Origin of the sequence: Larsenimonas suaedae (assembly GCF_023712105.1) — a bacterium.
Taxonomy (GTDB): domain Bacteria; phylum Pseudomonadota; class Gammaproteobacteria; order Pseudomonadales; family Halomonadaceae; genus Larsenimonas; species Larsenimonas suaedae.
In genome coordinates this window covers 658,964-685,755 of record NZ_JAMLJI010000001.1, presented here as the reverse complement: position 1 = coordinate 685,755, position 26,792 = coordinate 658,964, and the positions used below count along the sequence as shown (strand labels likewise).

The 26,792-nt window shown below is 60.3% G+C and carries 32 protein-coding genes and 1 tRNA gene; 22 read left to right on the top strand and 11 right to left on the bottom strand.

Translation table 11 applies throughout. The features are described from left to right. Nucleotides 1–59 precede the first annotated feature (59 nt). The 7 genes from cobT to bluB are packed head-to-tail and all read left to right on the top strand — an operon-like array spanning nt 60 to nt 5,701. Nucleotides 60–1,103: a nicotinate-nucleotide--dimethylbenzimidazole phosphoribosyltransferase gene (gene cobT, locus NAT49_RS03290; RefSeq protein WP_251590282.1), complete on the top strand. Its 1,044-nt coding sequence runs from the start codon at nt 60–62 to the stop codon at nt 1,101–1,103. Beyond that, nucleotides 1,100–1,882, top strand: a complete 783-nt coding sequence (locus tag NAT49_RS03285; RefSeq protein WP_251590280.1) for an adenosylcobinamide-GDP ribazoletransferase — start codon at nt 1,100–1,102, stop codon at nt 1,880–1,882. The genes cobT and NAT49_RS03285 overlap by 4 nt, the downstream gene beginning before the upstream one ends. Further along, nucleotides 1,870–2,424, top strand: a complete 555-nt coding sequence (cobU, locus tag NAT49_RS03280) for a bifunctional adenosylcobinamide kinase/adenosylcobinamide-phosphate guanylyltransferase (protein ID WP_251590279.1) — start codon at nt 1,870–1,872, stop codon at nt 2,422–2,424. Before NAT49_RS03285 ends, cobU begins: the two co-directional genes overlap by 13 nt. Next, on the top strand, nt 2,421–3,062 hold the full coding sequence (locus NAT49_RS03275) for a histidine phosphatase family protein (protein ID WP_251590278.1): 642 nt from the start codon (nt 2,421–2,423) through the stop codon (nt 3,060–3,062). The genes cobU and NAT49_RS03275 overlap by 4 nt, the downstream gene beginning before the upstream one ends. A 28-nt stretch (nt 3,063–3,090) precedes the next feature. Beyond that, complete coding sequence (cbiB, locus tag NAT49_RS03270) at nt 3,091–4,017, top strand: adenosylcobinamide-phosphate synthase CbiB (RefSeq protein WP_251590277.1); 927 nt, start codon at nt 3,091–3,093, stop codon at nt 4,015–4,017. Further along, entirely contained in the window at nt 4,014–5,042 is a 1,029-nt protein-coding gene (locus tag NAT49_RS03265; protein ID WP_251590276.1) for an aminotransferase class I/II-fold pyridoxal phosphate-dependent enzyme, read from the top strand. Before cbiB ends, NAT49_RS03265 begins: the two co-directional genes overlap by 4 nt. Before the next feature lie 5 nt (nt 5,043–5,047). Then, on the top strand, nt 5,048–5,701 hold the full coding sequence (bluB, locus tag NAT49_RS03260) for a 5,6-dimethylbenzimidazole synthase (RefSeq protein WP_251590275.1): 654 nt from the start codon (nt 5,048–5,050) through the stop codon (nt 5,699–5,701). Between the two features lie 4 nt (nt 5,702–5,705). Here bluB and NAT49_RS03255 read toward each other — a convergent pair whose 3' ends face one another. The 3 genes from NAT49_RS03255 to NAT49_RS03245 form a co-directional block, all read right to left on the bottom strand. Beyond that, complete coding sequence (locus NAT49_RS03255; RefSeq protein ID WP_251590274.1) at nt 5,706–6,518, bottom strand: HAD-IIA family hydrolase; 813 nt, start codon at nt 6,516–6,518, stop codon at nt 5,706–5,708. 143 nt (nt 6,519–6,661) lie between these two features. Next, nucleotides 6,662–7,075, bottom strand: a complete 414-nt coding sequence (locus NAT49_RS03250; protein WP_251590272.1) for a GvpU-like protein — start codon at nt 7,073–7,075, stop codon at nt 6,662–6,664. Between the two features lie 427 nt (nt 7,076–7,502). After that, on the bottom strand, nt 7,503–8,432 hold the full coding sequence (locus NAT49_RS03245) for a LysR family transcriptional regulator (RefSeq protein ID WP_251590271.1): 930 nt from the start codon (nt 8,430–8,432) through the stop codon (nt 7,503–7,505). 136 nt (nt 8,433–8,568) lie between these two features. Here NAT49_RS03245 and NAT49_RS03240 point away from each other — a divergent pair, with 136 nt between their 5' ends. The 4 genes from NAT49_RS03240 (at nt 8,569) to NAT49_RS03225 (ending at nt 12,027) form a co-directional block, all read left to right on the top strand. After that, nucleotides 8,569–9,624: an SDR family oxidoreductase gene (locus NAT49_RS03240; protein WP_251590270.1), complete on the top strand. Its 1,056-nt coding sequence runs from the start codon at nt 8,569–8,571 to the stop codon at nt 9,622–9,624. A gap of 187 nt (nt 9,625–9,811) precedes the next feature. After that, complete coding sequence (locus NAT49_RS03235; protein ID WP_251590269.1) at nt 9,812–10,549, top strand: acyltransferase; 738 nt, start codon at nt 9,812–9,814, stop codon at nt 10,547–10,549. Between the two features lie 462 nt (nt 10,550–11,011). Next, the gene (locus NAT49_RS03230; RefSeq protein ID WP_251590268.1) at nt 11,012–11,497 is read left to right on the top strand and encodes a metallophosphoesterase family protein; all 486 of its coding nucleotides are present in this window, start codon (nt 11,012–11,014) and stop codon (nt 11,495–11,497) included. 221 nt (nt 11,498–11,718) lie between these two features. After that, nucleotides 11,719–12,027, top strand: coding sequence for a hypothetical protein (locus NAT49_RS03225; protein WP_251590267.1), 309 nt, complete (start codon nt 11,719–11,721; stop codon nt 12,025–12,027). Nucleotides 12,028–12,068: 41 nt separating this feature from the next. Here the strand turns inward: NAT49_RS03225 and NAT49_RS03220 are convergent. Further along, nucleotides 12,069–12,142, bottom strand: a tRNA-Gly gene (locus tag NAT49_RS03220). 287 nt (nt 12,143–12,429) lie between these two features. Here NAT49_RS03220 and NAT49_RS03215 point away from each other — a divergent pair. Both NAT49_RS03215 and NAT49_RS03210 read left to right on the top strand, forming a co-directional pair. After that, nucleotides 12,430–12,672 (top strand): hypothetical protein, encoded by a 243-nt coding sequence (locus tag NAT49_RS03215; RefSeq protein ID WP_251590265.1) that lies wholly within the window; start codon nt 12,430–12,432, stop codon nt 12,670–12,672. Between the two features lie 30 nt (nt 12,673–12,702). After that, nucleotides 12,703–12,864 (top strand): YqaE/Pmp3 family membrane protein, encoded by a 162-nt coding sequence (locus NAT49_RS03210; protein ID WP_251590263.1) that lies wholly within the window; start codon nt 12,703–12,705, stop codon nt 12,862–12,864. Nucleotides 12,865–12,978: 114 nt separating this feature from the next. Here NAT49_RS03210 and NAT49_RS03205 read toward each other — a convergent pair whose 3' ends face one another. Then, the gene (locus NAT49_RS03205) at nt 12,979–13,440 is read right to left on the bottom strand and encodes a DUF6314 family protein (protein WP_251590262.1); all 462 of its coding nucleotides are present in this window, start codon (nt 13,438–13,440) and stop codon (nt 12,979–12,981) included. 30 nt (nt 13,441–13,470) lie between these two features. On the opposite strand from NAT49_RS03205, the gene NAT49_RS03200 reads away from it, so the two are divergent. Further along, entirely contained in the window at nt 13,471–14,352 is an 882-nt protein-coding gene (locus tag NAT49_RS03200) for a DMT family transporter (RefSeq protein ID WP_251590260.1), read from the top strand. Nucleotides 14,353–14,358: 6 nt separating this feature from the next. On the opposite strand, the gene NAT49_RS03195 is transcribed toward NAT49_RS03200, so the two are convergent. The 3 genes from NAT49_RS03195 to NAT49_RS03185 form a co-directional block, all read right to left on the bottom strand. Next, entirely contained in the window at nt 14,359–15,444 is a 1,086-nt protein-coding gene (locus NAT49_RS03195; RefSeq protein ID WP_251590259.1) for an SO_0444 family Cu/Zn efflux transporter, read from the bottom strand. Continuing rightward, nucleotides 15,428–15,871, bottom strand: coding sequence for a Zn(2+)-responsive transcriptional regulator (zntR, locus tag NAT49_RS03190; protein WP_251590258.1), 444 nt, complete (start codon nt 15,869–15,871; stop codon nt 15,428–15,430). Before zntR ends, NAT49_RS03195 begins: the two co-directional genes overlap by 17 nt. Before the next feature lie 61 nt (nt 15,872–15,932). Continuing rightward, nucleotides 15,933–16,889 (bottom strand): DUF1853 family protein, encoded by a 957-nt coding sequence (locus NAT49_RS03185; protein ID WP_251590257.1) that lies wholly within the window; start codon nt 16,887–16,889, stop codon nt 15,933–15,935. Nucleotides 16,890–16,957: 68 nt separating this feature from the next. Between NAT49_RS03185 and NAT49_RS03180 the strand changes: the two genes are divergently transcribed. The 5 genes from NAT49_RS03180 (at nt 16,958) to NAT49_RS03160 (ending at nt 21,000) form a co-directional block, all read left to right on the top strand. Continuing rightward, nucleotides 16,958–17,839 (top strand): NAD(+) kinase, encoded by an 882-nt coding sequence (locus NAT49_RS03180; protein ID WP_251590256.1) that lies wholly within the window; start codon nt 16,958–16,960, stop codon nt 17,837–17,839. A gap of 5 nt (nt 17,840–17,844) precedes the next feature. After that, nucleotides 17,845–18,825 (top strand): metallophosphoesterase, encoded by a 981-nt coding sequence (locus NAT49_RS03175; protein WP_251590255.1) that lies wholly within the window; start codon nt 17,845–17,847, stop codon nt 18,823–18,825. A 168-nt stretch (nt 18,826–18,993) separates the two neighbouring features. Beyond that, nucleotides 18,994–19,875 (top strand): rhomboid family intramembrane serine protease, encoded by an 882-nt coding sequence (locus NAT49_RS03170; protein ID WP_251590254.1) that lies wholly within the window; start codon nt 18,994–18,996, stop codon nt 19,873–19,875. Beyond that, nucleotides 19,868–20,119 (top strand): YeaC family protein, encoded by a 252-nt coding sequence (locus NAT49_RS03165; protein ID WP_251590253.1) that lies wholly within the window; start codon nt 19,868–19,870, stop codon nt 20,117–20,119. The genes NAT49_RS03170 and NAT49_RS03165 overlap by 8 nt, the downstream gene beginning before the upstream one ends. Nucleotides 20,120–20,121: 2 nt before the next feature. Then, nucleotides 20,122–21,000, top strand: a complete 879-nt coding sequence (locus NAT49_RS03160) for a DUF2797 domain-containing protein (RefSeq protein ID WP_251590252.1) — start codon at nt 20,122–20,124, stop codon at nt 20,998–21,000. Between the two features lie 11 nt (nt 21,001–21,011). On the opposite strand, the gene NAT49_RS03155 is transcribed toward NAT49_RS03160, so the two are convergent. Further along, a complete protein-coding gene (locus NAT49_RS03155) occupies nt 21,012–22,481 on the bottom strand; it encodes a RimK family ATP-grasp domain-containing protein (protein ID WP_251590250.1) in 1,470 nt (489 codons plus the stop codon). A 163-nt stretch (nt 22,482–22,644) separates the two neighbouring features. On the opposite strand from NAT49_RS03155, the gene NAT49_RS03150 reads away from it, so the two are divergent. After that, nucleotides 22,645–23,130, top strand: a complete 486-nt coding sequence (locus tag NAT49_RS03150) for a GNAT family N-acetyltransferase (protein ID WP_251590247.1) — start codon at nt 22,645–22,647, stop codon at nt 23,128–23,130. A gap of 5 nt (nt 23,131–23,135) precedes the next feature. On the opposite strand, the gene NAT49_RS03145 is transcribed toward NAT49_RS03150, so the two are convergent. After that, nucleotides 23,136–24,017: a DMT family transporter gene (locus tag NAT49_RS03145; protein WP_251590245.1), complete on the bottom strand. Its 882-nt coding sequence runs from the start codon at nt 24,015–24,017 to the stop codon at nt 23,136–23,138. Between the two features lie 146 nt (nt 24,018–24,163). Here NAT49_RS03145 and NAT49_RS03140 point away from each other — a divergent pair, with 146 nt between their 5' ends. After that, on the top strand, nt 24,164–24,610 hold the full coding sequence (locus NAT49_RS03140; protein WP_251590243.1) for a YbaN family protein: 447 nt from the start codon (nt 24,164–24,166) through the stop codon (nt 24,608–24,610). Here the strand turns inward: NAT49_RS03140 and NAT49_RS03135 are convergent. Beyond that, entirely contained in the window at nt 24,597–25,832 is a 1,236-nt protein-coding gene (locus NAT49_RS03135) for an FAD-dependent monooxygenase (protein WP_251590241.1), read from the bottom strand. The genes NAT49_RS03140 and NAT49_RS03135 overlap by 14 nt on opposite strands. A gap of 130 nt (nt 25,833–25,962) precedes the next feature. Between NAT49_RS03135 and NAT49_RS03130 the strand changes: the two genes are divergently transcribed. Then, on the top strand, nt 25,963–26,760 hold the full coding sequence (locus NAT49_RS03130; RefSeq protein ID WP_251590240.1) for an SDR family NAD(P)-dependent oxidoreductase: 798 nt from the start codon (nt 25,963–25,965) through the stop codon (nt 26,758–26,760). Nucleotides 26,761–26,792 lie beyond the last annotated feature (32 nt).

The window sequence follows — 26,792 nt, the reverse complement described above, 5'->3', positions numbered from 1 at the left end:
GGTTGTGGCCTTTGCCGGTGGTATGTTCTGAGCGCCCTCGAACCCGCATGCGAGCCTTCATGACCTTTAACATTCCTCCGGTGTCGACCGTGATGGACGATCTGATTCGCCGCCGGATCGACAGCCGAACCAAGCCCCCGGGCGCTTTGGGCGAGCTTGAAGCTCTGGCCTTTACGCTTGCCCGCGTGCTTGGCACGCCGCCGTTTCAGGCAACGCCTCCAGAGATTCGCGCGCCAAGGCTTCTGATCATGGCCGGTGATCACGGCGTGGCCGAATTTGGCGTCTCGATCGCGCCTCAGGCGGTGACGCGCCAGATGGTGTCGAACTTTCTGGCCGGTGGCGCCAGCGTCAACGCCTTCGCACGCCAGGCGGATCTTCCCGTGACCGTGGTTGATTGGGGCATGCGCACGGCTCTCGACGATGAGCGCATCATCGATGCCCGTCTTGGCGCGGGCACGGCGGCGTTTCATCAGGGTCCGGCGATGGATCGGAACTGCGTGGAGGCAGGGTTCGAGCATGCCCGATCGCTCATTGGCAGGCTGCACCATGAGGGCACCAACCTGATTGCCCTCGGTGAAATGGGCATTGGCAACACCAGTTCGGCAAGCGCCCTGATGGCTGCGCTCACCGGCCACCCGGTGGCGGCGTGCGTCGGGCGAGGTACGGGCGTCAACGACATTCAGCTCGCGCGCAAGAAGGCCCTTATTACCCAGGCGCTCCGGCGTCACCGTGAGGCGCTGTTCGATCCGATCGATACACTGGCCGCGCTGGGCGGTTTCGAGCTCGTAGGGCTGGTCGGGGCGATTCTTGCCGGTGCCGAGGCCGGCATGGCGGTGGTGATCGATGGCTTCATGGTGAGCGTGGCGGCGATGTACGCCTGTGCGATTGCGCCGGAGGCGCGGGAGTACCTGATCTTTTCACATCAGTCCGAGGAGCGCGGTCACGCGCTGGCTCTCGATTGGCTCGCCGCAAGGCCACTGCTCTCACTGGGCCTTCGCATCGGCGAGGGCAGCGGGGCGGCACTTGCGTTGCCGATGTTGCGCTCGGCACTGGCGTTCTACAATGAAATGGCCTCGTTTGACGACGCCGGCGTCACGGTATGACGCTGCGTGATCGATGCCGCCGTGAAGCGCGTCTCATGGGGTGGGCGGTCAGTTTTCTGACCCGGCTGCCGGCGATGCGGACCGAGCGGCCGGAAGGTAATGAGCTGTCCGATGCGCTCAGGTATTACCCATTGATCGGAGCGCTGATCGGGGGGCTGATCGCCCTCGTGCTGTGGCTTTCGTTGCTGCTTTGGCCGCCCACGGTCGCGGTAGGGCTTTCATTGATCATTGGTTGGCTTGTGACCGGCGGGCTGCACGAAGACGGGCTTGCGGATACGGTCGATGCCCTTGGCGGCGGCCACACCCGAGAGCAGCGCCTTGTGATCATGAAGGACAGCCGGGTCGGCAGCTACGGGGTGCTCGCGCTGGTGGGGACAACCCTCTTGAAGTACGCCCTGTTGGTTGCGCTGGTCGAGGTGTCCGCCGGCGTTGCCACCGTGACGCTGATCGCGGCGCACTGTCTTGGCCGGGCCGTGGCGGTTGCGGTCATGGGGCGGCTTTCCTATGTGCGTCTGAGCGACAGCAAGGTGCGCGCCCAGGCCAGTCCGGTCGCGGGCAGGGTTCAGGGGGGCTCGGCGCTGACGGCGTGTGTGATCGCGCTGTGGGCCTGCGGCACTACCGGCGCATTGATGATTGGTGTGGCTGCGGTTGCCTACGTCGGGCTTGCGCGGTGGCTTCGGACAATGCTTGGCGGGTATACCGGCGATGCGCTGGGATTTTCTCAGCAGATTACTGAACTTTCAGTGTTATTGGCAGGAGTAGCGGTGTGGTTGAACTGATTCTTGGGGGCGCGCGTTCCGGTAAGAGCCGGTTTGCCGAAACGCTTGCCCAGTATTCGATGCATCGAGAGAACGAGGTCATCTATGTCGCGACCGCCCAGGCTGGTGACGATACGTCGATGCGGGAGCGCATCGAGCTACACCGCGCCCGCCGCCCGGAGGGGTGGGGGTTGATCGAGTCGCCGCTGGACCTGCCTGAGACGCTTTCTCGGGCGATGGCGCCCGGGCGCTGCGTGCTGGTCGACTGCCTGACACTTTGGCTAACCAACGAGCTTTTGCGCGAGCGGGACATGACGGCTGCGCTCGAGGCGCTCGACGACGTTCTGGCCCACGCCGAAGGCCGGATTCTGATCGTGAGCAATGAAGTCGGCCAGGGCGTGGTGCCGATGAACGCACTCAGTCGACGTTTTGTCGATCTCTCCGGTACGGCGCATCAGCGCATCGCACAGCGGGCCAGCCACGCCTGGTGGGTCGTGGCCGGATTGCCACAGTGCTTGAAGGGCGTGCCGATGCCGGCACTTGGCCATCCGGAGGGCACATGAGCGCAACCATTATCGATTTCGTCCGCCATGGTGCCTGCGAAGGGGGCCCGATGCTGCGTGGGCGCACAGACGTTGAGCTCAGTGCAGAAGGGACACGCCAGATCGAGGCGGTGCTTGGGTGGCTGCCTACGCCAACGCACGTTATAAGTTCCCCATTAAAGCGTTGCCGACGCATGGGAGAGCGCCTGGCCGAGACAGCAGGTGTCGAGCTGGATGTGGACGCACGCTGGGCGGAAATGGATTTCGGCGACTGGGACGGGCGCCCGGTGGCGGAGCTCTATGAGCAAGACCCTGACCATCTTGCGCGGTTCTGGGCGGCGCCGGCGCTTGCAGGCCCCCCTGGCGGCGAAACGCTTTCGGCGTTCGAGCAACGTGTGGGCGAGGCGTTAAAGGACAGGCTGATGTGCCATGAGCGTCATACGGTGGTGATGACCCACGGCGGCGTGATTCGAGCGGTTCTGCAACAGGTGCTGGGCATGAACCATGACGCCGGTGCGTACGTGCATCGACTCGATGTGCCCTACGCAAGCGTAGCGCGCGTTCGGGTCGATCACGATGAGGCCGTGCCCAGGTTGAGACTGCTGCACCACGGCGTTGTTCAGGCACCGTTTGCGCTGCCGGATGCGCTGAATTATTAATTATACCGTTATATTGTGAGCCTCGAACATGCTGTTTATCGTTTTATCACTGGCCTTGTTGCTAGATCACACCTTTGGTGAGCCAAGGCGTTATCACCCTCTTGTGGGGCTTGGTCGCATTATCGATTGGGTGGAGGCGCGCTACTACCGACCAAGTCGAATAGCGGGGCTTATTGCGCTATCGGTTGTGGTGCTGCCGCTTCTGATTGTGTCGCTCTGGCTCGAGCTTGTGCTGTCGGATCGAACCTCGACCTACGCCGTGGTCTCGATCATCACACTTTATGTAGCGATTGGCTGGCGCAGTCTCAAGGAGCATGCGCGGCGGGTGGCGGCGCCCCTGCGTCGGGGGGAGCTTGATCTTGCCCGCACGCGGCTCGGGCTGATGGTTAGCCGCGATACCGAGGCAATGACGCCAAGCCAGGTGGCGTCCGCGACGACCGAATCGGTGCTCGAAAACGGCAGCGACGCCATTTTCGCGGTGATCTTCTGGTTCATGGTGGCGGGGCTTCCGGGCGTCGTGATCTATCGCGTGGTCAATACGCTGGACGCCATGTGGGGCTACAAATCAAAGCGCTATCTCCATTTCGGCTGGGCCGCAGCGCGGCTTGACGATGTGCTGAACTGGGTGCCGGCACGGCTTGTGGTTATAAGCTACGCTCTCGCGACCCGGTCCTGGTGGCGCTTCAGGCAGGCACTTTCGTGCGCAAGAACGCAGGGCCGGCACTGGAAAAGCCCGAATGCGGGGCCGGTCATGGCCGCTGGCGCCGGTGCACTCAATGTGGTGCTCGGCGGCGACGCCATTTATCACGGCAAGCGTCAGGCCCGGCCGGAGCTGGGGGCGGGGGATGCGCCGGCCGCCGGTACGATTGTTGCTGCGTGCCGGCTGATCAATCGCACCGTGATCGTCTGGCTGGCCGTCGCCGCGCTTTGCGGTGTGGTCGGGTATCTGCCGTGAGTGCACCGGTGGTTCACGGCGGCAACCTCGATCAGGCCATCGCTCGCTTTGGTGGAGCGCGTACTCAGTGGCTCGATCTATCGACCGGCATCAACCCAAGCCCGTATCCGATCACACCGCTGACGGCGGCGTGCCTTGCGGCACTGCCTGAATCGCCCGAGCGGCTCGAGCGGTGCGCGAGTGCCCATTACGGCGTTGACTCGACGGCGTGCCTTGCGGTGCCCGGAAGCCAGTGGGCGATCGAGGCGCTGGCGTCTAGGTTTCGGGGCGTTCGTGTGCTGGCACCGTTTCCGGGGTATCAGGAGCACGAGGCGGCGTTTTTAAAGCAGGGCACTACGGTCGAGCGCTACGACGGCTGGCTGTCCGATCAGGCGCTGTTCGAGGCGTTTGACCGCTCATCCGCGTCACTGCTCGTCATCATCTCACCCAATAATCCGACCGGGCGCACCTACGCACGCGCAACGCTCATCCGTCTTGGCGAGCTGGCCCGCAGCCGCGGTGGCGCCGTGATCGTCGACCAGGCGTTTATCGACCCTCAAGAGGACGAGGCGTATTTGGCCCCACATCACTTAGGCGTCATTACGCTGCGCTCGTTCGGCAAGTTCTTCGGTCTGGCCGGGGTTCGGCTCGGGTTCGTGCTCGGTACAGACGAGTCGCTGTCATCGCTTCGCGCGAGGCGTGGCCCGTGGGCGGTGTCCACCGCTGCGATCGAGGCGGGCACACAAGCACTCGGGGACACTCGGTGGGTCAGCGTGATGCGTCAAACGCTTGCCCGGTGGCAGCGTGAACAGGATCAACTCTGGCAGGGCCGGCTCGGCCAGGATGCCCAGGCGATGTATTCCACGCCGCTTTTTACCACGTATGACATGACCGCCACGCAGGCGAAAGCGTGGCAGGTTCGGCTTGCCGGCCAGCACCTCTGGACGCGGCTCTGGCCGGTTGACGAGTCGCGGGCGCTGCTTCGCATCGGGCGCGCGCATGAAGATGCGCTTGGCCTTCTTGGTTCACGACTTGCAAAGGCATGACCCTCATGACGGCTTCCAAAAACGCCTTTTCAGGCACTGACCGCGACGCGGTCTATCGCGCCATTTTTGAGCGCCGCGACATGCGTCATTTCCTATCGGACCCGGTGGATGAGGCCACCATGACGCGCCTTTTGGAGGCTGCCCACCACGCGCCGAGTGTGGGCTACATGCAGCCCTGGCGGTTTGTCCGGATCGGCGCGCCCGAGCGGCGTGCCCGCTTGGCCGAGCTTGTCGAGGAGGAGCGTCTGGCAACAGCGGATGCCCTTGGTGCGCGCGGGCGCGAATTCATGGCGCTCAAGGTCGAGGGCATTCGCGAATGCCCCGAGCTTTGGGTCATGGCATTGACGGATCACCGCGAGGCCTATGTGTTTGGTCGGCGGACCATGCCGGACATGGATCTGGCGTCTGCCAGCTGCGCGATTCAGAACATGTGGCTCGCCGCGCGTGCCGAAGGGCTCGGGCTTGGGTGGGTGTCGCTGTTTGATCCGGACAAGGTCGGGGCGCTGATCGAGGCGCCTTTAGGCAGCCGGGTGATTGCGGTGCTGTGCATCGGCCACGTCGAGGCGTTCTACTCCGCGCCGATGCTCGAGCAGTGCAATTGGGATAGGCGTCGGGCCCTCGAGTCATTGATCGGCGAGGATCGCTGGCCCGAGGCCTGACAGGCTAGCTGCCTTTTTTCTTGGATGACGAGGCGTTGCTTGCGCCCTTGTCGATCAGATCGGCGACGGACTCCAGGATCTGCTTGGGCTGGAACGGGTAGCGCGCAATCTCGTTTTTATCGGCGATGCCGGTCATGACCAGAATCGTGTGGAGACCTGCCTCGATGCCTGCGACTACGTCGGTGTCCATTCGGTCACCGATCATGGCGGTGCGCTTGGAGTGGGCGCCGAGTTTGTTCATGGCCGAGCGGAACATCATCGGGTTGGGTTTGCCGATGACGTAGGGCTGGCGATTGGTGGCGGCAGTGATCATGGCCGCGACCGCGCCGGTGGCCGGCAGGGGGCCTTCGGTACTGGGGCTTGTGACGTCGGGGTTGGTGGCGATGAACCGGGCGCCTGCGTTGATCAGGCGAATGGCGCGAGTGATCGCTTCGAACGAATAGGTGCGGGTTTCACCCAGTACGACGAAATCCGGTTCCACGTCGGTCATCACGAAACCGGCCTCGTGCATGGCGGTGGTAATGCCGGCCTCACCGATCACGAACGCCGACCCGCCTGGCGCCTGATCCCTAAGGAACGTGGCGGTGGCCAGTGCCGAGGTCCAGATCTGATCCTCGGGCACCTCGATGCCGCTTCGCGACAAGCGGGCGCTCAAATCTCGCGGGGTGTAGATCGAGTTGTTGGTCAGCACCAGAAACGGCTTTTGCTGATCGCGCCATTGGGCGATGAGGTCCGCCGCGCCGGGAATGGCCTTGTTTTCATGGACGAGCACACCGTCCATGTCCGTCAGCCAGTAATCGATGGTTGTAGACTCCACGTACTTACTCCTTGTAATTCGAGGCCGAAACAGGAAAAACGCGCTGTTCTTGTCATGATGACGCGTCGGTACGCATCGCCTGAACAGGAACCGTCATTGTGTGAGGCACTTACCGGCAGCGCAAGTCGGCGCCTGCGTGTGTCTCAGTGATCCACAAGCCCGAGCGCGAAGCCGTCGACGGCGCTGACCCGGCCGCGCCACAGTCCGCGTTCACCGCCGAGCTTGATCTGTTGATTCGGCCCGGTGGTCATCATCGCGTTTTTCAAGTGAAGGCAAAGGTAGGCGAACTCGCCGTCCTCGATCACGTCGTTGGTGATGTCCTGGCCTTCGTGAACGGCCTGGGAAAGCTCGCTGATGTCACTGACCGGCTCGTGCTTCTGGGGGAGGTTCAAGGTTTCAGGCAGCGTTGCAAGGCCGAGCTCGAAATAGTGTTTTTGCGAAATGAGCTGGCCGCTGATCAGGGCGCCATTGACGTGCAGCGTTATGTCGACGTCCGACCCGCCTTCGGCAAAATCGATGAGGGTTTCAAGAAAAGCATCGTTGTCCAACGGTCTCACTGCCGAAGATCCTTCTGTGATTTTTCGTCTCAACTCAAACAAAACGCGCCTTATTCATCGTTGAGTAGGGGAGGGGAACCGTTCGTTTAGACTTCGGGCAGCTCAAGCCGTATCCGGTGGGCCAGGGCTTGGCGGTGACCGTGTCTGCGCTTCCTGCGAAGCGGGCAAGTATAGGAAAGTTTGGTTCAAAAAGCATGGGCGCAGCGGTTTTTTGCGCTCAACATATTGATCGCTAGTCCTTTTTTTTGTCGGGCAAGTGTTCAGCAAAAAAGCGACAGCATGTAATAGACGGTGCTTGCGCAAAGCACACCAGCCACCAAGTCGCCGCGCCTTGAGCACGTCATGACAGTGGTACTAGGTAACCCGGCAACTTGGGTATGGCACAGTGTCATGAGTATTGGTTGATGACGCAGGACCCTTAGGGGAACTAGAGCACCTCCTCCCACCTGTCCCAGGGCGGTGTCGGCGCGAGTGCGTCGAAGAGGTACTCCATGAAACTACGGACCTTGGGCATGGTGAGACGTCGTTCCGAGGTGAGCACATACAGCTGACGCCGGCCCGGCATGACCTCGCAGCGCCATTGCCGGAGTACCGGAATCAGGCGCTTTTGCTTGAGTGCGTCACCGATCACCCAGGTCGGGAAGATGACGAGTCCTTGCCCCAGAAGTGCTGCGTTCAAGAGGCTGCTTGCGTCGTTACTGATCAGTGGCCCCGAGACGTCAAGGGCCACCTCCTTGGCCTCGCCTTGCTGAAAATGCCAGCGCTGGCGGCCGAGTTCCCCCTGATAGACTAGGCAGTCGTGATGCTTGAGCGCCTCAAGCGTGGTCGGTACGCCGCGACGTTCCAGGTAATCGGGGGCGCCGGCGACCACGTAATTCATTGGCGCAAGCGGCCGGGCGATCAGTGAGGAATCGGTCAGATCGCCGACGCGAAAGGTCAGGTCATGGCCTTCCTTGATCGGGTCGACCACGGTGTCACTCAAGTGAAGATCGGCAGTCACCCCGGGGAATCGGCGTTGAAACTGAGTCAGCAAGGGAATGACCTGGTGCTGGCCAAAGGCGACCGGTGCATTGATACGCAGTGTGCCACTTGGGTGTTCGGCGGGATGCTGCAGCGCGTCGGTGGCCAGATCCAGCTGTTCCAGCACTTTTCGAACGTCTTCGTAGTAGCGTCTGCCGGCTTCGGTCAGTGTGACGGCGCGGGTATGGCGATAGAAAAGCGGCTGGCCCAGGGCCTCCTCCAACCCATGAATCTGACGCGAGATCGACGAGACCGACCGTCGAAAGTGGTGCGCGGCGTCGGTAAAGCTGCCGGTGGCGGCCACGCGCTCAAACGTTCGAAGGGCGTTCATGTCCATGGTGCTGATTTCCTTGAAGTTGCGTTTATCGCAATAAAGTTTTGATTATTTGTCGATTGTAGCAACAATTCACGATCTCTAGGCTTCGCTCACATGCCTGACACGTCGGGCAAGATGAACCGAACGGGAGATTATCGTGAAGAAAACGGCACTCATCGCGGGCGCGACCGGCATTACCGGGAACAATCTGGCGGCGTACCTCATTGCCAGTGGCTGGACGGTTTATGGCCTGTCGCGTCGAGCCACCGAGCAAAGCGGCGTTATTCCGGTCGAAGCTGATCTGCTTGAACCTGACTCGCTTGAACAGGCGCTTTCTGGGCTAAAGATAAGCCATCTCTTCTACTGCACCTGGATCCGTCGAGACACCGAGGAAGAAAACGTCAAGGCCAATGGGGCCATGATGCGAAACCTCTTTAACGCGCTTGACTGCACCCATCTCGAGCACACTTCGCTGGTGACGGGGACCAAGCAGTACCTGGGCTCGTTCGAGGCCTATGGCAGTGGCCGCACTGAAACGCCGTTTCGAGAGTCCGAGCCGCGCGTGCCTGGCGCCAACTTTTATTATGAACTCGAGGATGTTCTGTTTGAGGCCGCTCAAAAGCACGGGTTCGCCTGGAACGTGCATCGGCCACATACCGTCATCGGCCACGCCCTGGGCAATGCCATGAACATGGGCACCACGCTTGCCGTATACGCCTCGATCTGCAAGGAGACCGGGCAGCCGTTTGTCTTCCCAGGCTCACAGACGCAGTGGAATGCGCTAACGGACATGACGGATGCCTTGGTGCTGGCTCGCCAGATGGAATGGGCCTCCACCACGCCCGGCGCGTGGAATCAGGCGTTTAACGTGGTCAACGGCGATGTCTTCCGCTGGCGCCGGCTCTGGGGTGAGCTCAGTGAGTATTTTGGACTCGATGTGGTTGACGACCCTGAGGCATTCAAGACGTTGGATGCCCAGATGGAGGGTATGGAGTCTGTCTGGCGTGACATGGCGAAAACGCATGATTTGGCCGAGCCGGACATCAATAAGCTGGTGTCCTGGTGGCACACCGATGCCGATCTGGGACGTGATCAAGAGTGTGTCAACGACATGACCAGGTCTCGCGAATTCGGTTTCCACTATTTCCGTAACACCCGCAGTTCGTTCTTCGATTTGTTCGATAGGCTTCGAGCCGAGCGCATTATCCCCTGATCGCGCGCTGCCTATTAAAGACCGGCACTCAATGTGCCGGTTTTTTTATGAATAAACCAAGTGAGGGGCCGCGGTTATGCGTGCCTTGCCATGAACGCCGCCTGAAGCGCGTGAACAGAGGTTTGGAATTTAATACATTCGTTTTAATATCGGGTTACTTATTTAAATCATTAAAACAAGACTTCCCATGCGAAACGATGACTCCAAACCCGGCGCGCGCGTCTCTCATCTGTTTATTGGAAAAAACGTCGCCGAGTTATTTGATGCGGCCTTAAAAACCATCAAAAGACAACTGCATCCGGAATACAAACTTCGCATCAAGGGTGAAAAAGGCAATCGAATTCAGGGACGAGACACTCTCAAGCGCGTACTTAAAAGTGAGGTGGTGTTCAGGGGGGCGAACAATACCCTGATTTTTGAACCCGGTGTGACGGTCAAGCGCTGCAAGATCGTATTCATCGGAAGTGACTCGACCGTGGTAATTGGCAGGAACTGCTTGATCAAGGGGCGGCTGTCGGTCACGCAAGGGTCAACGCTTTTAATCGGGGAAGGCACGTCGATCAACGGCGACGGGTGTTTCATCACCTGTGGAGAGCCATCGACGCGCATTACCCTGGGGCCGGGCTGTCTGCTGGCCAACCCTCATATACGAACCACCGATCAACACTCGATCATCGATCTTGAAACCAACACGCGCATCAATTACGCCCAGGACATTGTCATTGAAGAGCGCGTCTGGCTGGCGGAAGGGGCAAAAGTCATGAAGGGCGTGACGATTGGCGCCGGCTCCATTGTCGGGGCCGGTGCGATCGTAACCCAGGATTTGCCCGCGAATTCCCTGTGCGTGGGGGTGCCGGCCCGGGCGGTCAAGGCCAACGTCAGTTGGCGGGATGAATTGATCTATGACGATCCCTTCCGGTACTGACGCGTTTCGATGTTGGTTGGTTTAAATCGAGAAGACGACAGCGGCTTTTGCGCCCGCATCAGCGTACCGAGTATCTGATTTAAGAGGGTGAGGCGTATAAAAAGTCAGACTCAGAGTTGATCTGTGCGTCATTCAGGACATTGCCTGGTTGCACGTTAACTCCTTCTTGCACGTTATTTTGAGCCAAAGCGTATAAATCGTGAGCGTTAACCATGAAAAGCTTCGATAATTGCCGCTACTTTCACGGACGAGGGCAGATTAATGTCGGTCATCATGGGCGCCACTGATTTTGAGTCTATGGATAAGCAGGGAGACAATGCATGAAGACCAGGCTAGGCGCCTTCAGGAACAAGCTGGCCAGCTTTAAGAAGTGGCTAATGAACGAGCTGTGCTTGAGTCTTGGAATCAGGGATGTGGATTTACCCTGACCATGGTTTAAACGGTTTAACGTAAGGGCGCTGCATGGCAGTTTATGTCATTTCGGATACTCATTTTGGGCACGGTAATATCCTTCGGCACCGCCCCGAGTTCGAAAGTATCGAGGCCCATGACCGCACGATTACTGATCGAATTCTTTCGGTCTGCGGTAAGTTCGATTCGCTGTACATACTGGGCGATGTGGTGGTCTATCAGCCGGGCATGCGTTATCTGGAAGAGATCGCCTCACAGGTTGGGTTTTTGCACATTATCCTTGGCAATCACGATAACGAACGAAAAGGGTCACCGGCGCTCACCGAGTATCTCCCCTTGTGCAAAAGCATCGGCGCGATGAAGCACTATAAAAACGCCTGGTTAACGCACGCACCGATCCACCCCGATGAGCTTCGCGGCAATATCAACATTCACGGACATGTGCATCGAAGCAGTATCGATGATTCGAGATACATCAATGTGAGCTGTGAAGTGCTCGCGTACACGCCCATCGACATGGCCCGCCTTGTTGAGTAAGCCGTCAACGAACTGCGGCCGTAGGCAGTAACCATCACTCAATCGAGTTACTAAAATAGCCCTTCATGGGCTTTTTTTAATGGTGATGGCTTTCAAGTGATCCATGAAATCCCAGTGTCGGCCGATGAAAGAAGCAGAGCGTCTGGCTTTAAAGCTTCTTCCCTAAAACGCCAGACCCCTGAATGCGCTCTATGGACGGAGCCGTTATCTGGGAGCACGACATGAAAGGGACTTTTTTGATGGCGCTGGCTTTACTGATCAGCCCGAGCGTTTATGCGGCGCCAACGAATCAGACATGCATGGCGATCTACGAATCGGCGTTTCAAGCCATGGAAAAGCGTCAATCCGGTTTTTTGGTCAATACCGTGGCCAAGACCGCGAAAACCGAGCTGGAGCGAAGCATCGTCGATGGGGCCTATACCGTGCCGCGCTATACCCTGCGCGAGCGCCGTTACAGCGCCTCGATTCAATACGCCAATCGTTGGGCAAACGAGTGTTATGAGCGGCTCGAGCGTCGGGCGCTTGATTGAACCGAGTGACACAAGAGAGGTGAAGGAGAGAGGCGCGGAACTGGAGCGGGCGATGGGAATCGAACCCACGTACCTTGGTTGGGAACCAAGTGCTCTACCATTGAGCTACGCCCGCCGACGAGGTGATCCTATTCGGTTTAAGAGGTGCGCGCAAGCAAGCCATGGCGGTGGATTCCAGCCGATTTCAATTTTTTTTATTTTCTATGGATCAAAATGAAAAGGCCGTGGTCAGAGTGGGTAAGACGATGCAGATTTCAGTCAGTCGCTGATAGCACGTCTTGCTTACTGTTCCTTGTATGTTGTTTTGACCGCCACAGTCCAGTGGCGGTTTTTTTATGGGTATGGGATTGATACTGGTGTACGTTACCCTCATGTAGTCCCTGAACGCATTGGGAGGGTCCAATGAACGCGAAAGAATATCTCGCTCGTAAAGGCATTGCGCTTGATAAGGAAGAAGACAAGCCGCAGACGCTCGAGGAAAAAGCTTGGTCGCGCGCCCGTCAGTCAGGCGATCATCGTCCAAGAAGTGGTACGCCGTTTGACTGGGAAGACTGGGAGCGCTATCACGACACACTGGCTGGCGATTCGAAAGAACTTGCCCGCAAGCAGCGCCGCTCCGACGACAGTGGCGATGACCCTCAATAGATTCGATTTCATTAACGACAAGGAGTTGTCATGGATATCATTCGCATTATTTTCGCTATCATCTTTCCCCCGCTGGGCGTGCTGTTGCAGGTGGGCATTGCCAACAAGCATTTCTGGATCAACATCGTACTGACCCTGCTTGGCTTTATTCCGGGGATCGTTCACGCCGTATGGGTTATCGCGAAATTCTGACGCACTGAACATCGACCCAGAGCGCCCGCTTTCACGCGGGCGCTTTTTTTTGTGAACTGATTTTCTGGAAGTCATGCGCGGCGTGCCTCGAAGGGTCAATTCGACCTGAGGGCGTCAGAGGCACTGATAGCGGTAAACAAGGCGCTCGGATTTACGTGGGCCGCTGATTGACCAGATCAATTCAAGGTGTGTGTCGTGGAGGGTGAGCGTGGCGTCGTAGACATCCTGACCGCAAAGGTGCGGCGATCGAGTCTGTAGCGAATGATCTGATACTGCCATTAGGTCAAACAGAAACACGGCGTTCTCAGGCCCTCGGCGCTCGTGGTAAAGCGCAAGATGATGGTCGTTGAGCTCCCAGCGAAAGACATTCCGACTCTTGATACTCTGCGTTTGCGCGGGCTTGAACGTTCCCTGCTCGAAAAAGTGCAGTACCGCACCGGCCTCATTCAGCTGCGTTCGTACCTGACCTTTACCTTCGCCGTGCCAGCCACTGGTTGACTGTGCGGCCGGCTCGGAACGCATTCGGTAGGCGGTTACGCTTGTGAGCGCATTCCAGGCCCGTATAATCGCTGTCAACCATTCATCCTTTTCAGGTTTACCACTCATATGGGTTATCTCGTTTTCGTCACGTGCCTGTGGGCATTTTCCTTCAGCCTGATCGGTGTGTACATCGCCGGCCACGTCGACAGCTACTTTGCGGTGCTGACCCGCATCGTGCTGGCCTCGATCCTGTTTGTGCCATTTCTGAAGCCGCGTGCGGTGCCGATGCGCCTCCGGCTTGGCCTGATGGCGGTCGGTGCCATTCAACTCGGGCTGATGTATGTGTCCTACTATCAGTCCTTTCTACTGCTCAGCGTGCCGGAAATTCTGCTGTTTACGATCTTCACGCCGATCTATATCACCTTGCTCGATGACGCGCTTGCCAAGCGATTTACCCCGTTTCATCTGTTCACGGCCTTGATCGCCGTCGTCGGCGCGGCGGTTATCCGGTTTCAGGCGCCCGAGGGCGGCGAGGGGTTCTGGGTCGGGTTTCTGATGGTTCAGGCGGCCAACCTCTGCTTTGCCATCGGTCAGGTCGGCTACCGTCGCCTGATGGCGCGGGAGCAGATCGATGTGCCGGCACGTACCGTATTCGGCTGGTTCTATCTGGGCGCACTTGGCGTTGCGGTCGTTGCCTACCTGATCCTTGGCGATAAAAGCGCGCCCGGTCCAGAGCCGCTTCAGTGGGGGGTGCTTGCGTGGCTCGGGCTGGTAGCCTCCGGGCTTGGCTACTTCCTATGGAACGAAGGCGCGCGGCGGGTCGATGCTGGGGCCCTTGCAATCATGAACAACGTACTGATTCCGGCAGGGCTGGTCGTTAACCTGGTGATCTGGAACCGTGATGCTGACTTGCTGCGGCTGACGCTTGGCGGCGCCATTATCGTGATTTCACTGGTGGTCAACGAGGCCTGGGAGAAAAGACGCCGGCGTCATGCGGCCGGCGTGTGATCGGTCTCAGGCACTTCGGGGGATGCGCTTGGTGCCGAGCCGTCTTGTAATACCTATTGCGAGGTCGCGAAGTACCAGTACGGCAAGCAGAATCGAGGCAGCCCAGCTCAGTGCTTCGGGAAGTGCGGTGTGGCTCCCAAGCTCGCCCTGAATATTGATCCCAAACGTGGCGATCAAAGCGTTGGTCAGATAGCCGAACGCGATCGCCACCCCGATGACTCCTGTGAGATAGCCTGCCAGAGCCCGTGTGCCGAGCTCACGGCGGACAAGGCCAAGCGTTGCAAGGTTGGTGGCCGGGCCCGCCAATAGAAAGACCAGCACCGCTCCCGGCGATACGCCGGCCAGCAGCAGCCCGGCGGCAAGCGGGGTCGAGGCGGAGGCGCAGATGTACATCGGCACGCCGATCAGCGCCATCACAAGCATCGCCCCTGGCCCCTGGGAGAGCTCGGCCAGTGCGTCGTTCGGCACCAGAGCAACTACCATCGCCGAAGCCAGCAGCCCGACCACCAGCCACAGTGACAGATCCCCGAGCAGCGAAGTGAACGCGTAGCGCTGGCCCTGCCAGAGCCGGGTGCCCAGTCCGGGCATCGATGCAGCGGCATCGGTGCGTTGATTCCCGCCGCCGCAGCAACTGCCACAGGTGGACGCACGTTGCTGAGGTGGTGGCGGCGTTTCGTCGCGTCGTTCTCCGAGCAGGACAAGCATGGCCGCCGTCAGTGCCGAACACAGCGCTGCGATGGGGCGGATCACGGTCATGAACGGGCCGAGCAGGGCGTAGGAAATCGCGATCGAGTCGACGCCGGTTTCAGGTGTCGAGATCAGAAAGGCGGTCGTGGCACTTTTTGATGCCCCGCCGCGGCGAAGCCCGATCGCGGCCGGAATAACGCCGCAGGAACACAGCGGTAATGGCGTTCCAAGCAGGGCCGCCTTTATCGCCGGCCAGGGCCCGGTGCCGCTCAGGTGTCGCCCGATGCGCTCGCTTTTGACAAATGTGTGCAAGAGCCCTGCGACCACCAGCCCCAGCAGTAGCCAGACGGCGGCCTCCTGCCACAGTTCCAGAAACGCCGCCCCGATGTCAGTCAGGATGCCCATGGCAGGTCTCCTCGATCGATTCGTTATCGGCCAGGGCGGTCAGGATGGTGCAGTGCGTGGCCGAGTGCGGCCCACCGCAACAGCGCGCGTTGATGACGCTCAAGGCATCTTGCATGCGCTTGAGTTCGCTGATGCGCCGCTCTATGTCGCGCTGCTTGGCTTCGGCAATGCGCTTGACCTCTTCACAGGTGTGGGCGTCGCGATCAATCTCCAGCGCCAGAAGCTCACCGATGTCCTTGAGGCTAAAGCCCATGGCCTTGGCGCGCTGAATGAAGTCCAGCCGTTCGAGGGTGTCGGGCGTGTAACGGCGGTAGCCGTTGGCGTCCCGCGCCGGAGCGGGCAGCAGCCCCTGCGTCTCGTAGTAGCGAATCGTTTCACTCGAGACGCCGGCGGCGCGTGCGAGGTCACCGCGTTTCAAGTCTTTCATGGGGCTCCTGATCGACCAATGTTCATCAAACTCAGTGTACCCCCTGTTGTTCACTACAGGGTCAAGTCGTTTTTTTCAGCGTGAAGCGGGGAGCCTCCAGGACTTTTGCCGTGATGGGCGGGGTAGGAGGGAGCCCGATGCGGTCGGGCCAGTGAGGTGGGGCGATGACAAGGCGCATCAGGCGTTGATCCGCGGTAAGCCCCCAAAGTGCTTGGTGGGTGTGGTACGCGGCTTCTCGCACTGCCTCCAATACAGAGTCGATCGGCTCCAGCGTCTCGAGCGGCGGCGGTGACAGCCAATGCGGTTTATAAAGCCGCACAAGGTGGGTGATGCAAAGCTCGGAAAGCGCGTGCTCGGCATCGTCAAAATACATCCAGACCCCGCGCTCATGCTCGAGTGCGGCGCCCTCAGGGGCGGAGAGGCTGACGCCATTGCCCTTGATCCAGGGGTAGAACAGCGCGCCGGTCACGTGCATGCGCGAGCGAAGATCGCCGTCAAGCGCTGCCAGCGCCCTGGGTGGATGCTCGAACAGCTTTCGAGCCATGGGCAGTTGATGGCGAAGCAGGTGGGCGGTCTTTCTGGCGAGTGAGTCGGTGCCACTCATGCCGATCCAGCGGGCCATGCTCGTCTCGGCGCCCGGGCCTTGCGGCAGGCCAAGAAAGAACTTGGCGGCAAATTCTAGATGCTCGATGCGTGCGCCGGTTCGATAAAGAAGGTCGAGCTCCCCAAGCGTTCGTGTGGGCGTTTCAGGGTCTCGAACGCCGAGGTTGTACGCAAGAACCTCAGTATCGTTCTGGGCGTTGAGCAGGGCCTGCCACAGCCGTTCGACGTAGTGCCCGAGACGGACGCGCTGATTTTTTTCGAGGTAGTCACAGGCAATGGCGTCCGCCATCGATGACAGCGATTCAAGCGGTGCCGGCAGTAGCTCAGAGGTGGGCGGTGTGATGCCGCCCAGGTCCATCAGTCGCGGGGCCTTGCTTAGCCAAGCCAGATCGGCCTGGATGCGGTCCTGGTTCATGTTGGCGTTTGCCCCGATTTGTTCACCGTCGCATAATGCAGCGCTTGGCCCGTGAATGGATATTTAGCATGCCGTCGTTCAAAGCGATTGGCCTGATCGGACGATTGGGCAGCACCAATACCCTGGTCACCTTAAAACGTTTGATCCGGTTTTTACAGACACGCGGTTGCCGGGTGATCGTCGAGGATCATATCGCGGAATCGCTTTTGGGACAGGCGCCGGAAGTCATGTCGAGTGAGGCCATGGGCCAGTCTTGCGATCTGGTGATCGTGGTCGGTGGTGACGGCAGTCTCCTGGGCGCGGCGCGAGTGCTGTGCTCCAGCGGGACACCGGTGCTCGGCGTCAACCGGGGGCGCCTCGGGTTTTTGACCGACATCGCCCCCGATGAGGTCGAAGAGGGTGTCGGCCGCGTGCTCGATGGCGAGTTCGAGCACGAAGCGCGCTTTCTGCTCGACATGCGCGTTCAGCGTAACGGCGAGTGCATCGCGCGCGGCAACTGCCTTAACGACGTTGTGCTTCACCCCGGCAAGGCGATTCAAATGCTCGAGTTCGAGCTTTTTATCAACGAGCAGTTTGTCTACACCCTGCGCGCCGATGGGCTCATCATTGCAACGCCGACGGGGTCTACCGCCTACGCGCTCTCCGGCGGCGGGCCGATCCTGCATCCGGGGCTCGATGCGATCGAGCTTGTGCCTCTCTCCCCACATACCTTGTCGAGCCGGCCGATCGTGGTCGATGCCGACAGCCGCATCACGCTTCACGTCGGTGAAACCAACGAGGCCTTTCCGCACCTGAGCTGTGACGGACAGTCTCAAGTCGTGGCCCAGCCCGGCGATATCATCGAGGTCAAGCGGTTGCCGGAGCGGCTGAATCTCATTCATCCCGTCGGGCACGATTTTTACGCCATCTGCCGCAACAAGCTCGGTTGGAGCAGTCGGCTCGGAGAATGAAGGCCATGAGCGAGGACGCGTTCGATCTGATCGGCGATGTACATGGCTGTGGCGCAACACTTGCGGTACTGCTGGAGCGCCTCGGTTATACGCGGTGCGATGGGGTCTATCGCCACCCGAGTCGACGGGTCATCTTCCTTGGGGATCTGATCGACCGTGGGCCGCGTGTGGCGCTTGCGCTCGACATCGCCAAGCAAATGGTGGATGCCGGAAGCGCCCTGATCGTGATGGGCAATCACGAATATCACGCGCTCAGTTACTGCTCGCCAAGCCCATCGGGCAGTGGTTGGTTGAGACCCCATACGCCCAGAAGTACCAACGTCATTCGAGAAACCCTTGAACAGTTCGAGGGACGCGACGCGCTGTGGCAGAGCTATCTCGACTGGTTCATGACCCTGCCGCTGTGCCTGGAACTTCCGACGCTTCGCGTCGTACATGCCTGCTGGGATGAGCCCTTGGTGCGGCGCTTTCTTGAGACCTACCCAGACGGGCGGATCGACCGCGCATTCCTGAACCGTACTGTCGAAAGCGACAGCTTCGAATACCGCGTCCTTGACCGTTCGACCCGGGGAGCCAACGTCGTGCTGCCCGATGGCCTTCAGATTCGCTCGAGCGATGGGTTCTCGCGCCGGGCCTTTCGCGCCAATTTCTGGACGCCCGAGCCCGAAACCTACGGCGATGTGGTCTTTCAGCCCGATCATCTGCCGCAGGAACTTGACGCGCGGCCGCTTTCCGAGCGGGAGCGGCGTTCGCTTGCCTACTACGCTCCGACACGCCGACCGCTCTTTATCGGGCACTATTGGTGTGAGGGCATTCCGGCTCTGCCGGCCCCGAACGTCGCCTGTCTTGACTACAGTGCAGTGAAGTACGGGCGGTTGGTGGCCTATCGATTCGATGGCGAACAGCGCCTCGATGCGAACCGGTTCGTCTGGCTCAAGGTGCTCTCGGAGCGGGACGCTGAAAAAAAATCGCGAGAATTTCACTAGAGTGAGGAACTTCCGGAACATGCCGGCATCAGAGTAGGTGTTCCCTTGAATGATCCCTTGCTCTTGTCCGGTGGCCTACCCACCGGACTTCTTTTTTTATGGACGCAATAACCGCCTGGGCCATCGCACGACCGGCTCATTCAAGGCTTGAACGAATGGATAGGGTTTATGGCCAAGGTACTTCAGTTTCCTGAGCACATTGATATTTCACCGCTCAGACAGGCGCTCTGGGCGCACCGCATCAATCACCACTACCGCGAAGAGCAGGATCAGCAACTGATCTTTCTGATGGACGAGGCGCGTCTTGATGACGCCGTTGCGCTCACTGAGCGCTTTCGAAGCGGCCAGGCGTTGACACTCGACGAGCACGACGCCGAAACGCGCTCTGACCCACCCGCCAGTAACAGTGCCCGTCAGGCGCTCCGGCGCGCGGCGTTCACCGCACTGACCATCGCCCTCTGTGCGCTGATCTATGTGATGATGAGCGTGGCAAGCGTTGAGTTCATCACGGCCTTCACCATCGTTCCAATGACGTTGACCTCGCAGGGCCTTGAGGCCGGTACGCTAACGCAGGCGTTTGCGACCGGGCAGTTCTGGCGGCTGCTTTCGCCGGTGTTTTTGCATTTTGGCTGGATGCATCTGGTGTTCAATATGGTCTGGCTCTGGTACTTCGGCCGTCAGGTCGAGGAGTATCAGGGCCGGCTGCGCTTTCTCGCACTCGTCGTCGCCTCGGGCGTATTTGCAAACCTTGCCCAGTACCTGACCGGGACGCTGCTGTTCGGTGGCATGTCCGGCGTGATCTACGCACTGATGGGGTATGTCTGGCTGTGGTCGCGCGTGCCCGATTCCCGGTTCGAGGTGCCAACGGCCCTGGTGCTCTTCATGGTGGGGTGGATGGTGCTGTGCATGACGCCCCTTGCCGGTGCGATCGGCTTTCCGAACGTGGCCAACGAGGCGCACCTGGGTGGGCTGTTTGCCGGCCTCATTATCGGTAAACTAACGCTTCTTGCCCGTAAGCCCACTGATAATCGCGGAGAAGACGATGAGTGACATGACGTTTGACAAGATAGCCGCGCAGCTGACGCCTGAGCTTTATCAGCGCTTCAAGAGCGCGATCGAGCTGGGCAAATGGCCGGACGGTACGCGACTCAGCAAGGATCAGGTTGCCCTGTGCATGGAGGCGGTCATCCACTACGAGCACACCCACGACATACCCGAGGCCTCGCGCATCGGCTACATCGATCGCTCGAACAAGAAAAAGAGCGACGATGACAACATCACGTGGGTGAATTGAGCATGGAAAACCCCGTTGCCGCCTGTGGTGTGCTGTCCAAGATGCCCACTGCGGCGGCAACCGAGCCCGCGCATTACACGCTTCGCGTGGGCGAGCAGCACCTCGAGCTTGATAATGCGCTCGGCGCCCGCGTTCGCATCGAGCCGACCGGGCGTATCTTTTGTCTGCACTGCGGGCGCGCCACCAAAAAAAGCTTTGCCCAGGGCTTTTGTTACCCCTGCTTCAAGGGGCTTGCCCGGTGTGATCTCTGTATCGTCAAACCGGAAACCTGCCATTACCATCTGGGCACCTGCCGCGAGCCGGAATGGGGCGAGACGCACTGTTTTGCACCGCACGTGGTGTATCTGGCCAACGCCTCCGGTGCCAAGGTCGGCATCACCAAACCTTCTCAGATTCCGACGCGCTGGATCGATCAGGGCGCGAGCCAGGCACTGATCATTGCCCGCGTAGCTACGCGTCAGCAGGCAGGCTTTGTCGAGGCGCTTCTGCGCGAGCGCGTCAGTGATCGGACGAACTGGCAGAAAATGCTCAAGGGCGCGCCGGCGCCGGTCGATCTGCCAGCGCTTCGAGATGAGCTATTCGAGCAGCTCGCCGAGAAGCTCGAAGCGCTCAAGGCCTTCGCCGGGCCGGAGGCGATCACGCTGGTCGACGAGCCGGTGGTGACGCTTTCCTTTCCGATCGAGCGCTATCCCACCAAGGTCACCACCTGGAACCTCGATAAACACGCGGTCGTGGATGGCCGACTCGAGGGCATCAAGGGGCAATATCTGTTGCTCGATAGCGGGGTACTGAACGTTCGGAAGTTCGGCGGCTACGAGGTAAACGTTCGCATCGAGCCTGAGGGCACTGCGGTCGCCGAGACCGGCGACCTGTTCACTTGACTGGCCAGGCGCTAGCGCCTGGCCAACATTCGGTTCAAAAAGACCTGCATCACCCGCTCGTAGAGCGCCGGGCCGAGAACCACGTCCTCGATGCCGGCATCGAGATTGGGATTATCGTTGACCTCGATCACCACCACGCGCTCGGCCTGTTGTTTCAGATCCACGCCATACAGGCCGCGTCCAATCAGGCGCGCGGCCTTTAACGCGGCAGAGAGCACCGCCGTTGGCGCATCGACCGGGTCGATGGTCTCGAACCCGCCGCTTCGCGTGCGCCCGCTCGAGTGGTCATAGATCTGCCAATGGCCGCGGGCCATGTAGTAACGGCTCACGAACAGCACTTCGCCGTCGAGAATGCCGACCCGCCAGTCGTAGTCCGTCGGCATCCATTCCTGCAAAAGCAACAGCGCCGAATCCTTGAACAGGCGCTCGGCCTGTTCGAGAAGCTCGTCGGGCGAACGGACCTTGCTGACGCCTTTTGAAAACGCGCCGTCCGGCACCTTCAGGACCTGCGGGTAACTCAGCGTCTCTGCAAGCGCCTTGATGCCTTTGTCGTTGCGCGACAGGATGTGCCCGCCCGGCGCCGGTACGTGGCGTTCATTGAGCAGCGCGTGCAGATAGATCTTGTTGGTGCAGCGAAGAATGGAATCCGAGTCGTCGATCACCACCAGCCCTTCATGCTCGGCGCGCTTGGCCATCCGATAGGTGTGATGATCGATGCGGGTCGTTTCCCGAATGAACAGGCCGTCGAACTCGGCAAGGCGCCCTTCGTCGCGGTGGGTGATCAGGCTGACATCGATGCCGAGCTTGCGCCCGGCGCGAATGAACGCCTTCAGCGCGCTCTTGTTGCTGGGCGGCAGCGCTTCCTGAGGGTCGATCAGGATGGCGAGATCGAACCGGTAGCGCTTGCGCGCGGCGGGCGTTCGCCATACCTGCTTCGAGTGGCGGTTGAGCGCCGAGGCGAAGCGCTCTTCATCCTCTTGCGACAGCGAGTCAAGCGACAGCGGCGTGAGTGTCTCGAGCTGCCAGCGGCCGTGATGGTAGGCGAGCTCCACATGCATGAGTGGGCACGGCAGGTGCTCGAACAGACGCCGCCCGAGCGGGGCCAGCGCCTCGAGATCGCTCTGGCCGAAAAAGAGCTTCAGGGACAGCGTTTCGCCGAGCTCGGTCTGGCGGGCGAGCTTGTCCATCCAGCGTTGAAGGCCATCGAGGCGCAGCGCCATCAGCTCCGTGCGCTCAAGCTGGCTCAGGGTATCGACGCTTGGCTGTACGCGCTGGTTTCGTGCCTGGGCCAAAAGCGACACGTAGTAGCCGGTACCCAGGTAGCTCAGGTCGTTGCACAGATTGATGACGTGGGTCGCCCGCGCCGCACTCTGAGCGTCAGCGGTTTCTGCCAGAAACTCATCGGCGCTAATCACGTCGTCGCTTGGGTAGAACGGGCGCCAATCACTGAGTCGATCCACCACGATGCGAAGACGGGACATGTGAACTCCTTGGTCGTTCAATAAGAGAAAACAGGGCAAGAGTGCGAGAGCGGTGCCAGAAACACAACAGAGCGTGCGTGAAATAATTTCATGAATCCGCGGCTTTTCAGGCGCCTCGGCGCAGGCGAGACTTGGCCTTTTCGAACGCGAGGAATTCTTGATCATGACCGGCCAACTACGAGCGGCGACGCCTCATGACGTCGATGCGCTCTGGGCGCTTGAGCAGGCCTGTTTCAGCCCGGGCGCCGATCGTTTCAATCGCCGCCAGATCAGCTATCTGGTCCGCCATGCCAAGGCCGTGACCGGCGTATTCGAGCAAGACGGCCACCTCACGGGCTACGCAACGCTTCTGGTGCGCGCCCGTGAGCGGCTCGGGCGCATCTATTCCCTGTGCGTGCATCCCTCGGCGCGCGGCGCCGGTCTGGGCGAGGACCTGGTCGACTTTCTCGAAGACAGGGCTCTTGAACTCGGTCTTGAGCGGCTGGTGCTCGAGGTGCGCGTCGACAACGACGCCGCACTCACGCTCTACGCACGGCTTGGTTTCGAGCGAACGGCCTGGCTCGATGACTATTACAGCGATGGCTGCGCGGCGTGGAAGATGAGCAAGCCGCTGACGCCCCTGACACCGCTAGGCCCAGAGCGCTCCTGACACCGCTAGGCCCAGAGCACCAGCACCGCGGCGACCGAGATCAATAAGAGCCCGGCAATATCTCGCCGCGTGAACGGCTCTTTCAAATAGTGACGCGCCAGCAGCAACGTGAAAAAGACCTCGACCTGGCCCAGTGTCTTCACCAGTGCCACCGTTTGAAGGCTGACGGCCGTGAACCAGCCAAGCGAGCCGATGCAGCTGGCAATACTGATCGGCAGGCTCAATTTGGGCGAGCGTATCAGCGTCATGAACGTGTCCGGCCGTTTTACCCCAAGCCAGAGACTCAAAAGCGTTGCCTGAATCACGATCGAGGCCAGGAGTACCCAGGCGGCTGCGTGGGTGAACGGTAGGGCATCCAGCGTGAGCGTGGCCTGGCGCACCGCAAGCGTTGTAAAGGCGAAGAACAGCCCGCTTGAAAGGCCAAGCGCAACCGTTCGAGCGCTCGGTGCCCCTGCCTGAGTGGGGCCTTTCATGACCCAGACCGCGACGGCCCCGATCACCACGCCGGCCCAGCCGAGCATCGAAAGCGTCGCCCCGAAGACCAGCACACCCAAAATCGCCGCGAGCAGGGCCTCACTGCGTGCAAGGCCGACGCCAATGGCGAAACTTCGCTCCTTGAACAGCGTGATCATCAAGACCGTGGCCACGATCTGACTGAGTGCGCCACCGAGGATGTAGCCGACAAGGGCGGTCGAGAGCGTCGGCAGCGGTGCCGGTGTGATCAGATACAGTGCGCCGAGGTAAAGAGCCGCAAGCGGCCAGGCCCAGAGAAATCGGGCCAGGGTGACACCATAGGCATCGACATGCGCACTCAGGCGCTTTTGAAACGCGTTGCGCAGGGCCTGAGAGGATGCGGCCAGTAACGTGAAAACAACCCAATAAGCCATCGTGGCGATCCATTCAGTCAACCAGGTAGAACGGCTAGGGTACTTATTGTTTCAGGTACGCCGCCAATGAAACCTGGTGATGCCATGCATTCCATTTGGTTGGGGATTATTCAATAATAATTCTTGTTCTTGATATGGGAGAGGGCATGTCCGGAGGGAATACGCCACAAACGCACCCACCCGGGGCACGACGCTGGGGGTTGCCACGGGTCTGCTGGATTGTTCTTGCGGCACTGTGTTTTGCCATCGGCGTGGTCGGCATCGTGATGCCGTTGTTGCCGGCAACCGATTTTTTTCTGCTGGCGGTGATCTGTGCCTCTCGCGGTTCGAAACGCTTCGAGCGCTGGATTCGACGCAACCGGCTGGCGGGGCCGTTGATTCGTGCCTGGGAAGAGGAGCGAGCGGTGCCGACGACGGCCAAGGTGGTGGCCGTCATCAGTATGGTGCTGTCGCTGTCGCTGCTTTACTGGCACATCGGCCTGCACTGGTCGTTCTGGCTGTGCGTGGGCATCCTTGCAGCTGTTGCGCTCTTTCTACTGAGCCGGCCCGCACCAAGCGCCGCCTGCCGCCACCGCCCGCTTAAGGACGACTGAGCCCCATCGCGTAGGCCATGACCTTGCGCTTGCCGGGGCCTGCCCGTTCGGCAAGTGCAAGGCCTGCATTGCGCAGCAGCTTGAGCGGCAGCGCCTGATGCTTGAAGCCGTGGTAGAACACATCCATGGCCGACATCATCACCCGGTTGGCAAATTGACGTTTCAAGGCGTACTCATTCAAGACGTGCTGCGCCCAGAAGGGTTTGCCGGCGCTGCGCGCGGACTGAATCAGCTCGCTCAACGCCTCGACGTCCTGAAAGCCCAGATTGACCCCCTGGCCTGCCAGCGGATTGATGACGTGCGCGGCGTCGCCAATCAGGGCCACGCGGTCCTGTACGTAGCGGGTGGCGTGCTGGCGAACCAGCGGAAAGCTGCCGCAGCCCAGCACCTCGTTTACCGCAGGCAATTCGCCCGGGAAGGTCGTTTCCAATTCCGCCTTGAGTGCCTCCATCGACAGCGCCGACAGCGTATCGATTCGCTCGGGCGCGTCGTACCACACCAGTGAGGCGTAGCTCTGATGGCCGTGCTCATCGGCCTTGAACAGCGGCAGCAGGGCGTGGGGGCCGCTCGGCGTAAAGGCCTGCCAGGTAATGTCGAGCGGCGGCGCATCGAGCAGGACGTTCACGATCATGGCCTTGTGACCGTAAGGACGGGTGTCGACCTCGATATTGGCTGCCGTACGCACGCTCGAGCGTGCGCCTTCGGCCCCAACGACCAGCGAGGCCTCGAAATGGGTGCCGTCATCCAGTGTAATGCGAACGCCGTCGGGGTCGAGCGTGAGCGCCTCCAGGCGAGCCGGAGCGTGAATGCCGACATTCGGGCGATGTTCGAGCGCGTCCCAGAGCGTCCGCTGAATCACGCGGTTTTCCACCATATAGCCAAGCTGGTCGTGCTGAATGTCGCGCGCATCAAAGGTGGCCTGATTCCACCGACGCCGCGCGAGACGCTCTCCCTCGAGTTCTTCCCACACCGATAGCCGAACGAACGGGTGGGCGCGCTTGGCCTTGATGGCCTCGAGCACCCCAAGGCGCTCAAGAAATGTGCAGCTCGATTGATTGAGGCTTGAAATTCGAAGATCGGGTGCGGCGGTCGGGTCGAAGGCGGCCGGAGGCGCCGGCTCGATCAGGGCGATCGTAAGGTCGGTGTCGGCGAGTGCCTGAGCGAGCGCAGCGCCGGTCATGCCGCCGCCGATGATGGCAACGTCGTAGCGTGTGTGCGTCATTGAGTGTCCTCTTGTCTCGTGCCTATCTTAGCGGTCTATGGGCGTTGACGCATGAGGTGGATTGCCCTGTGTCACGTGGGAATCTGCACTATGCTTGATCGGTTCAAACATAACTCTAGGAGTGTTTCCCATGGATCTGGGACTGACAGGCAAGGTGGCCTTGATCACCGGCGCCGCCAACGGCATCGGTTTTGAAACTGCGCGCATTCTGGCTGAAGAAGGGGTGACGTTGGTGCTTTCGGATCTCGAAATCGACGCGCTCGAGCGCGACGCATGCGCGCTCAAGGGTGATCCTTTGTGCGTGGCAGCCGATGTGACCGACCCCGCCGCGCTCGATGCGCTGGTCAAGACCGCCACTGACCGCTTCGGTCAGCTCGATATCGTGGTGCATACTGCCGGTGTAACCGGGGCGAAAGGGCACCCGCTTGAGCTCAAGGATGAGGATTACGACACCTGCTGGACGATTAATTTCATGTCGTCTGTGCGACTTGCGCGCTCGGCGATGCCCGAGCTTCGACGCAATAACTGGGGCCGGTTTATCTGCATCTCGTCAGAAAACGCCGTACAGCCGTATTGGGAAGAGGCGGTGTATAACGCCTCCAAGGCGGCGCTGTCGGCGTTCATCAAGAACCTCTCCTACGATGAAGCCGCGCACGGCGTCCTGTGCAATACCGTGTCGCCGGCCTTTGTTGAATCGCCAATGACCGATGGCATGATGGAAAAGCGCGCCGAGGAACTTGGTGTGAGCGTCGAGGAGGCGATCGAAAGCTTTCTGGAAGAAGAGCGCCCCGGCATCGTGCAAAAACGCCGCGGCAAGGCGCAGGAAGTGGCGAGTACCATTGCCTTTCTGGTCTCCGAGCGCGCCTCCTACATCAATGGCAGCAACGTCCGCGTCGATGGCGGCGCCGTACTGTCGGTTCAGAACTAGGTCGTATCGGCTTAAGTCGAGCATGACCTTGG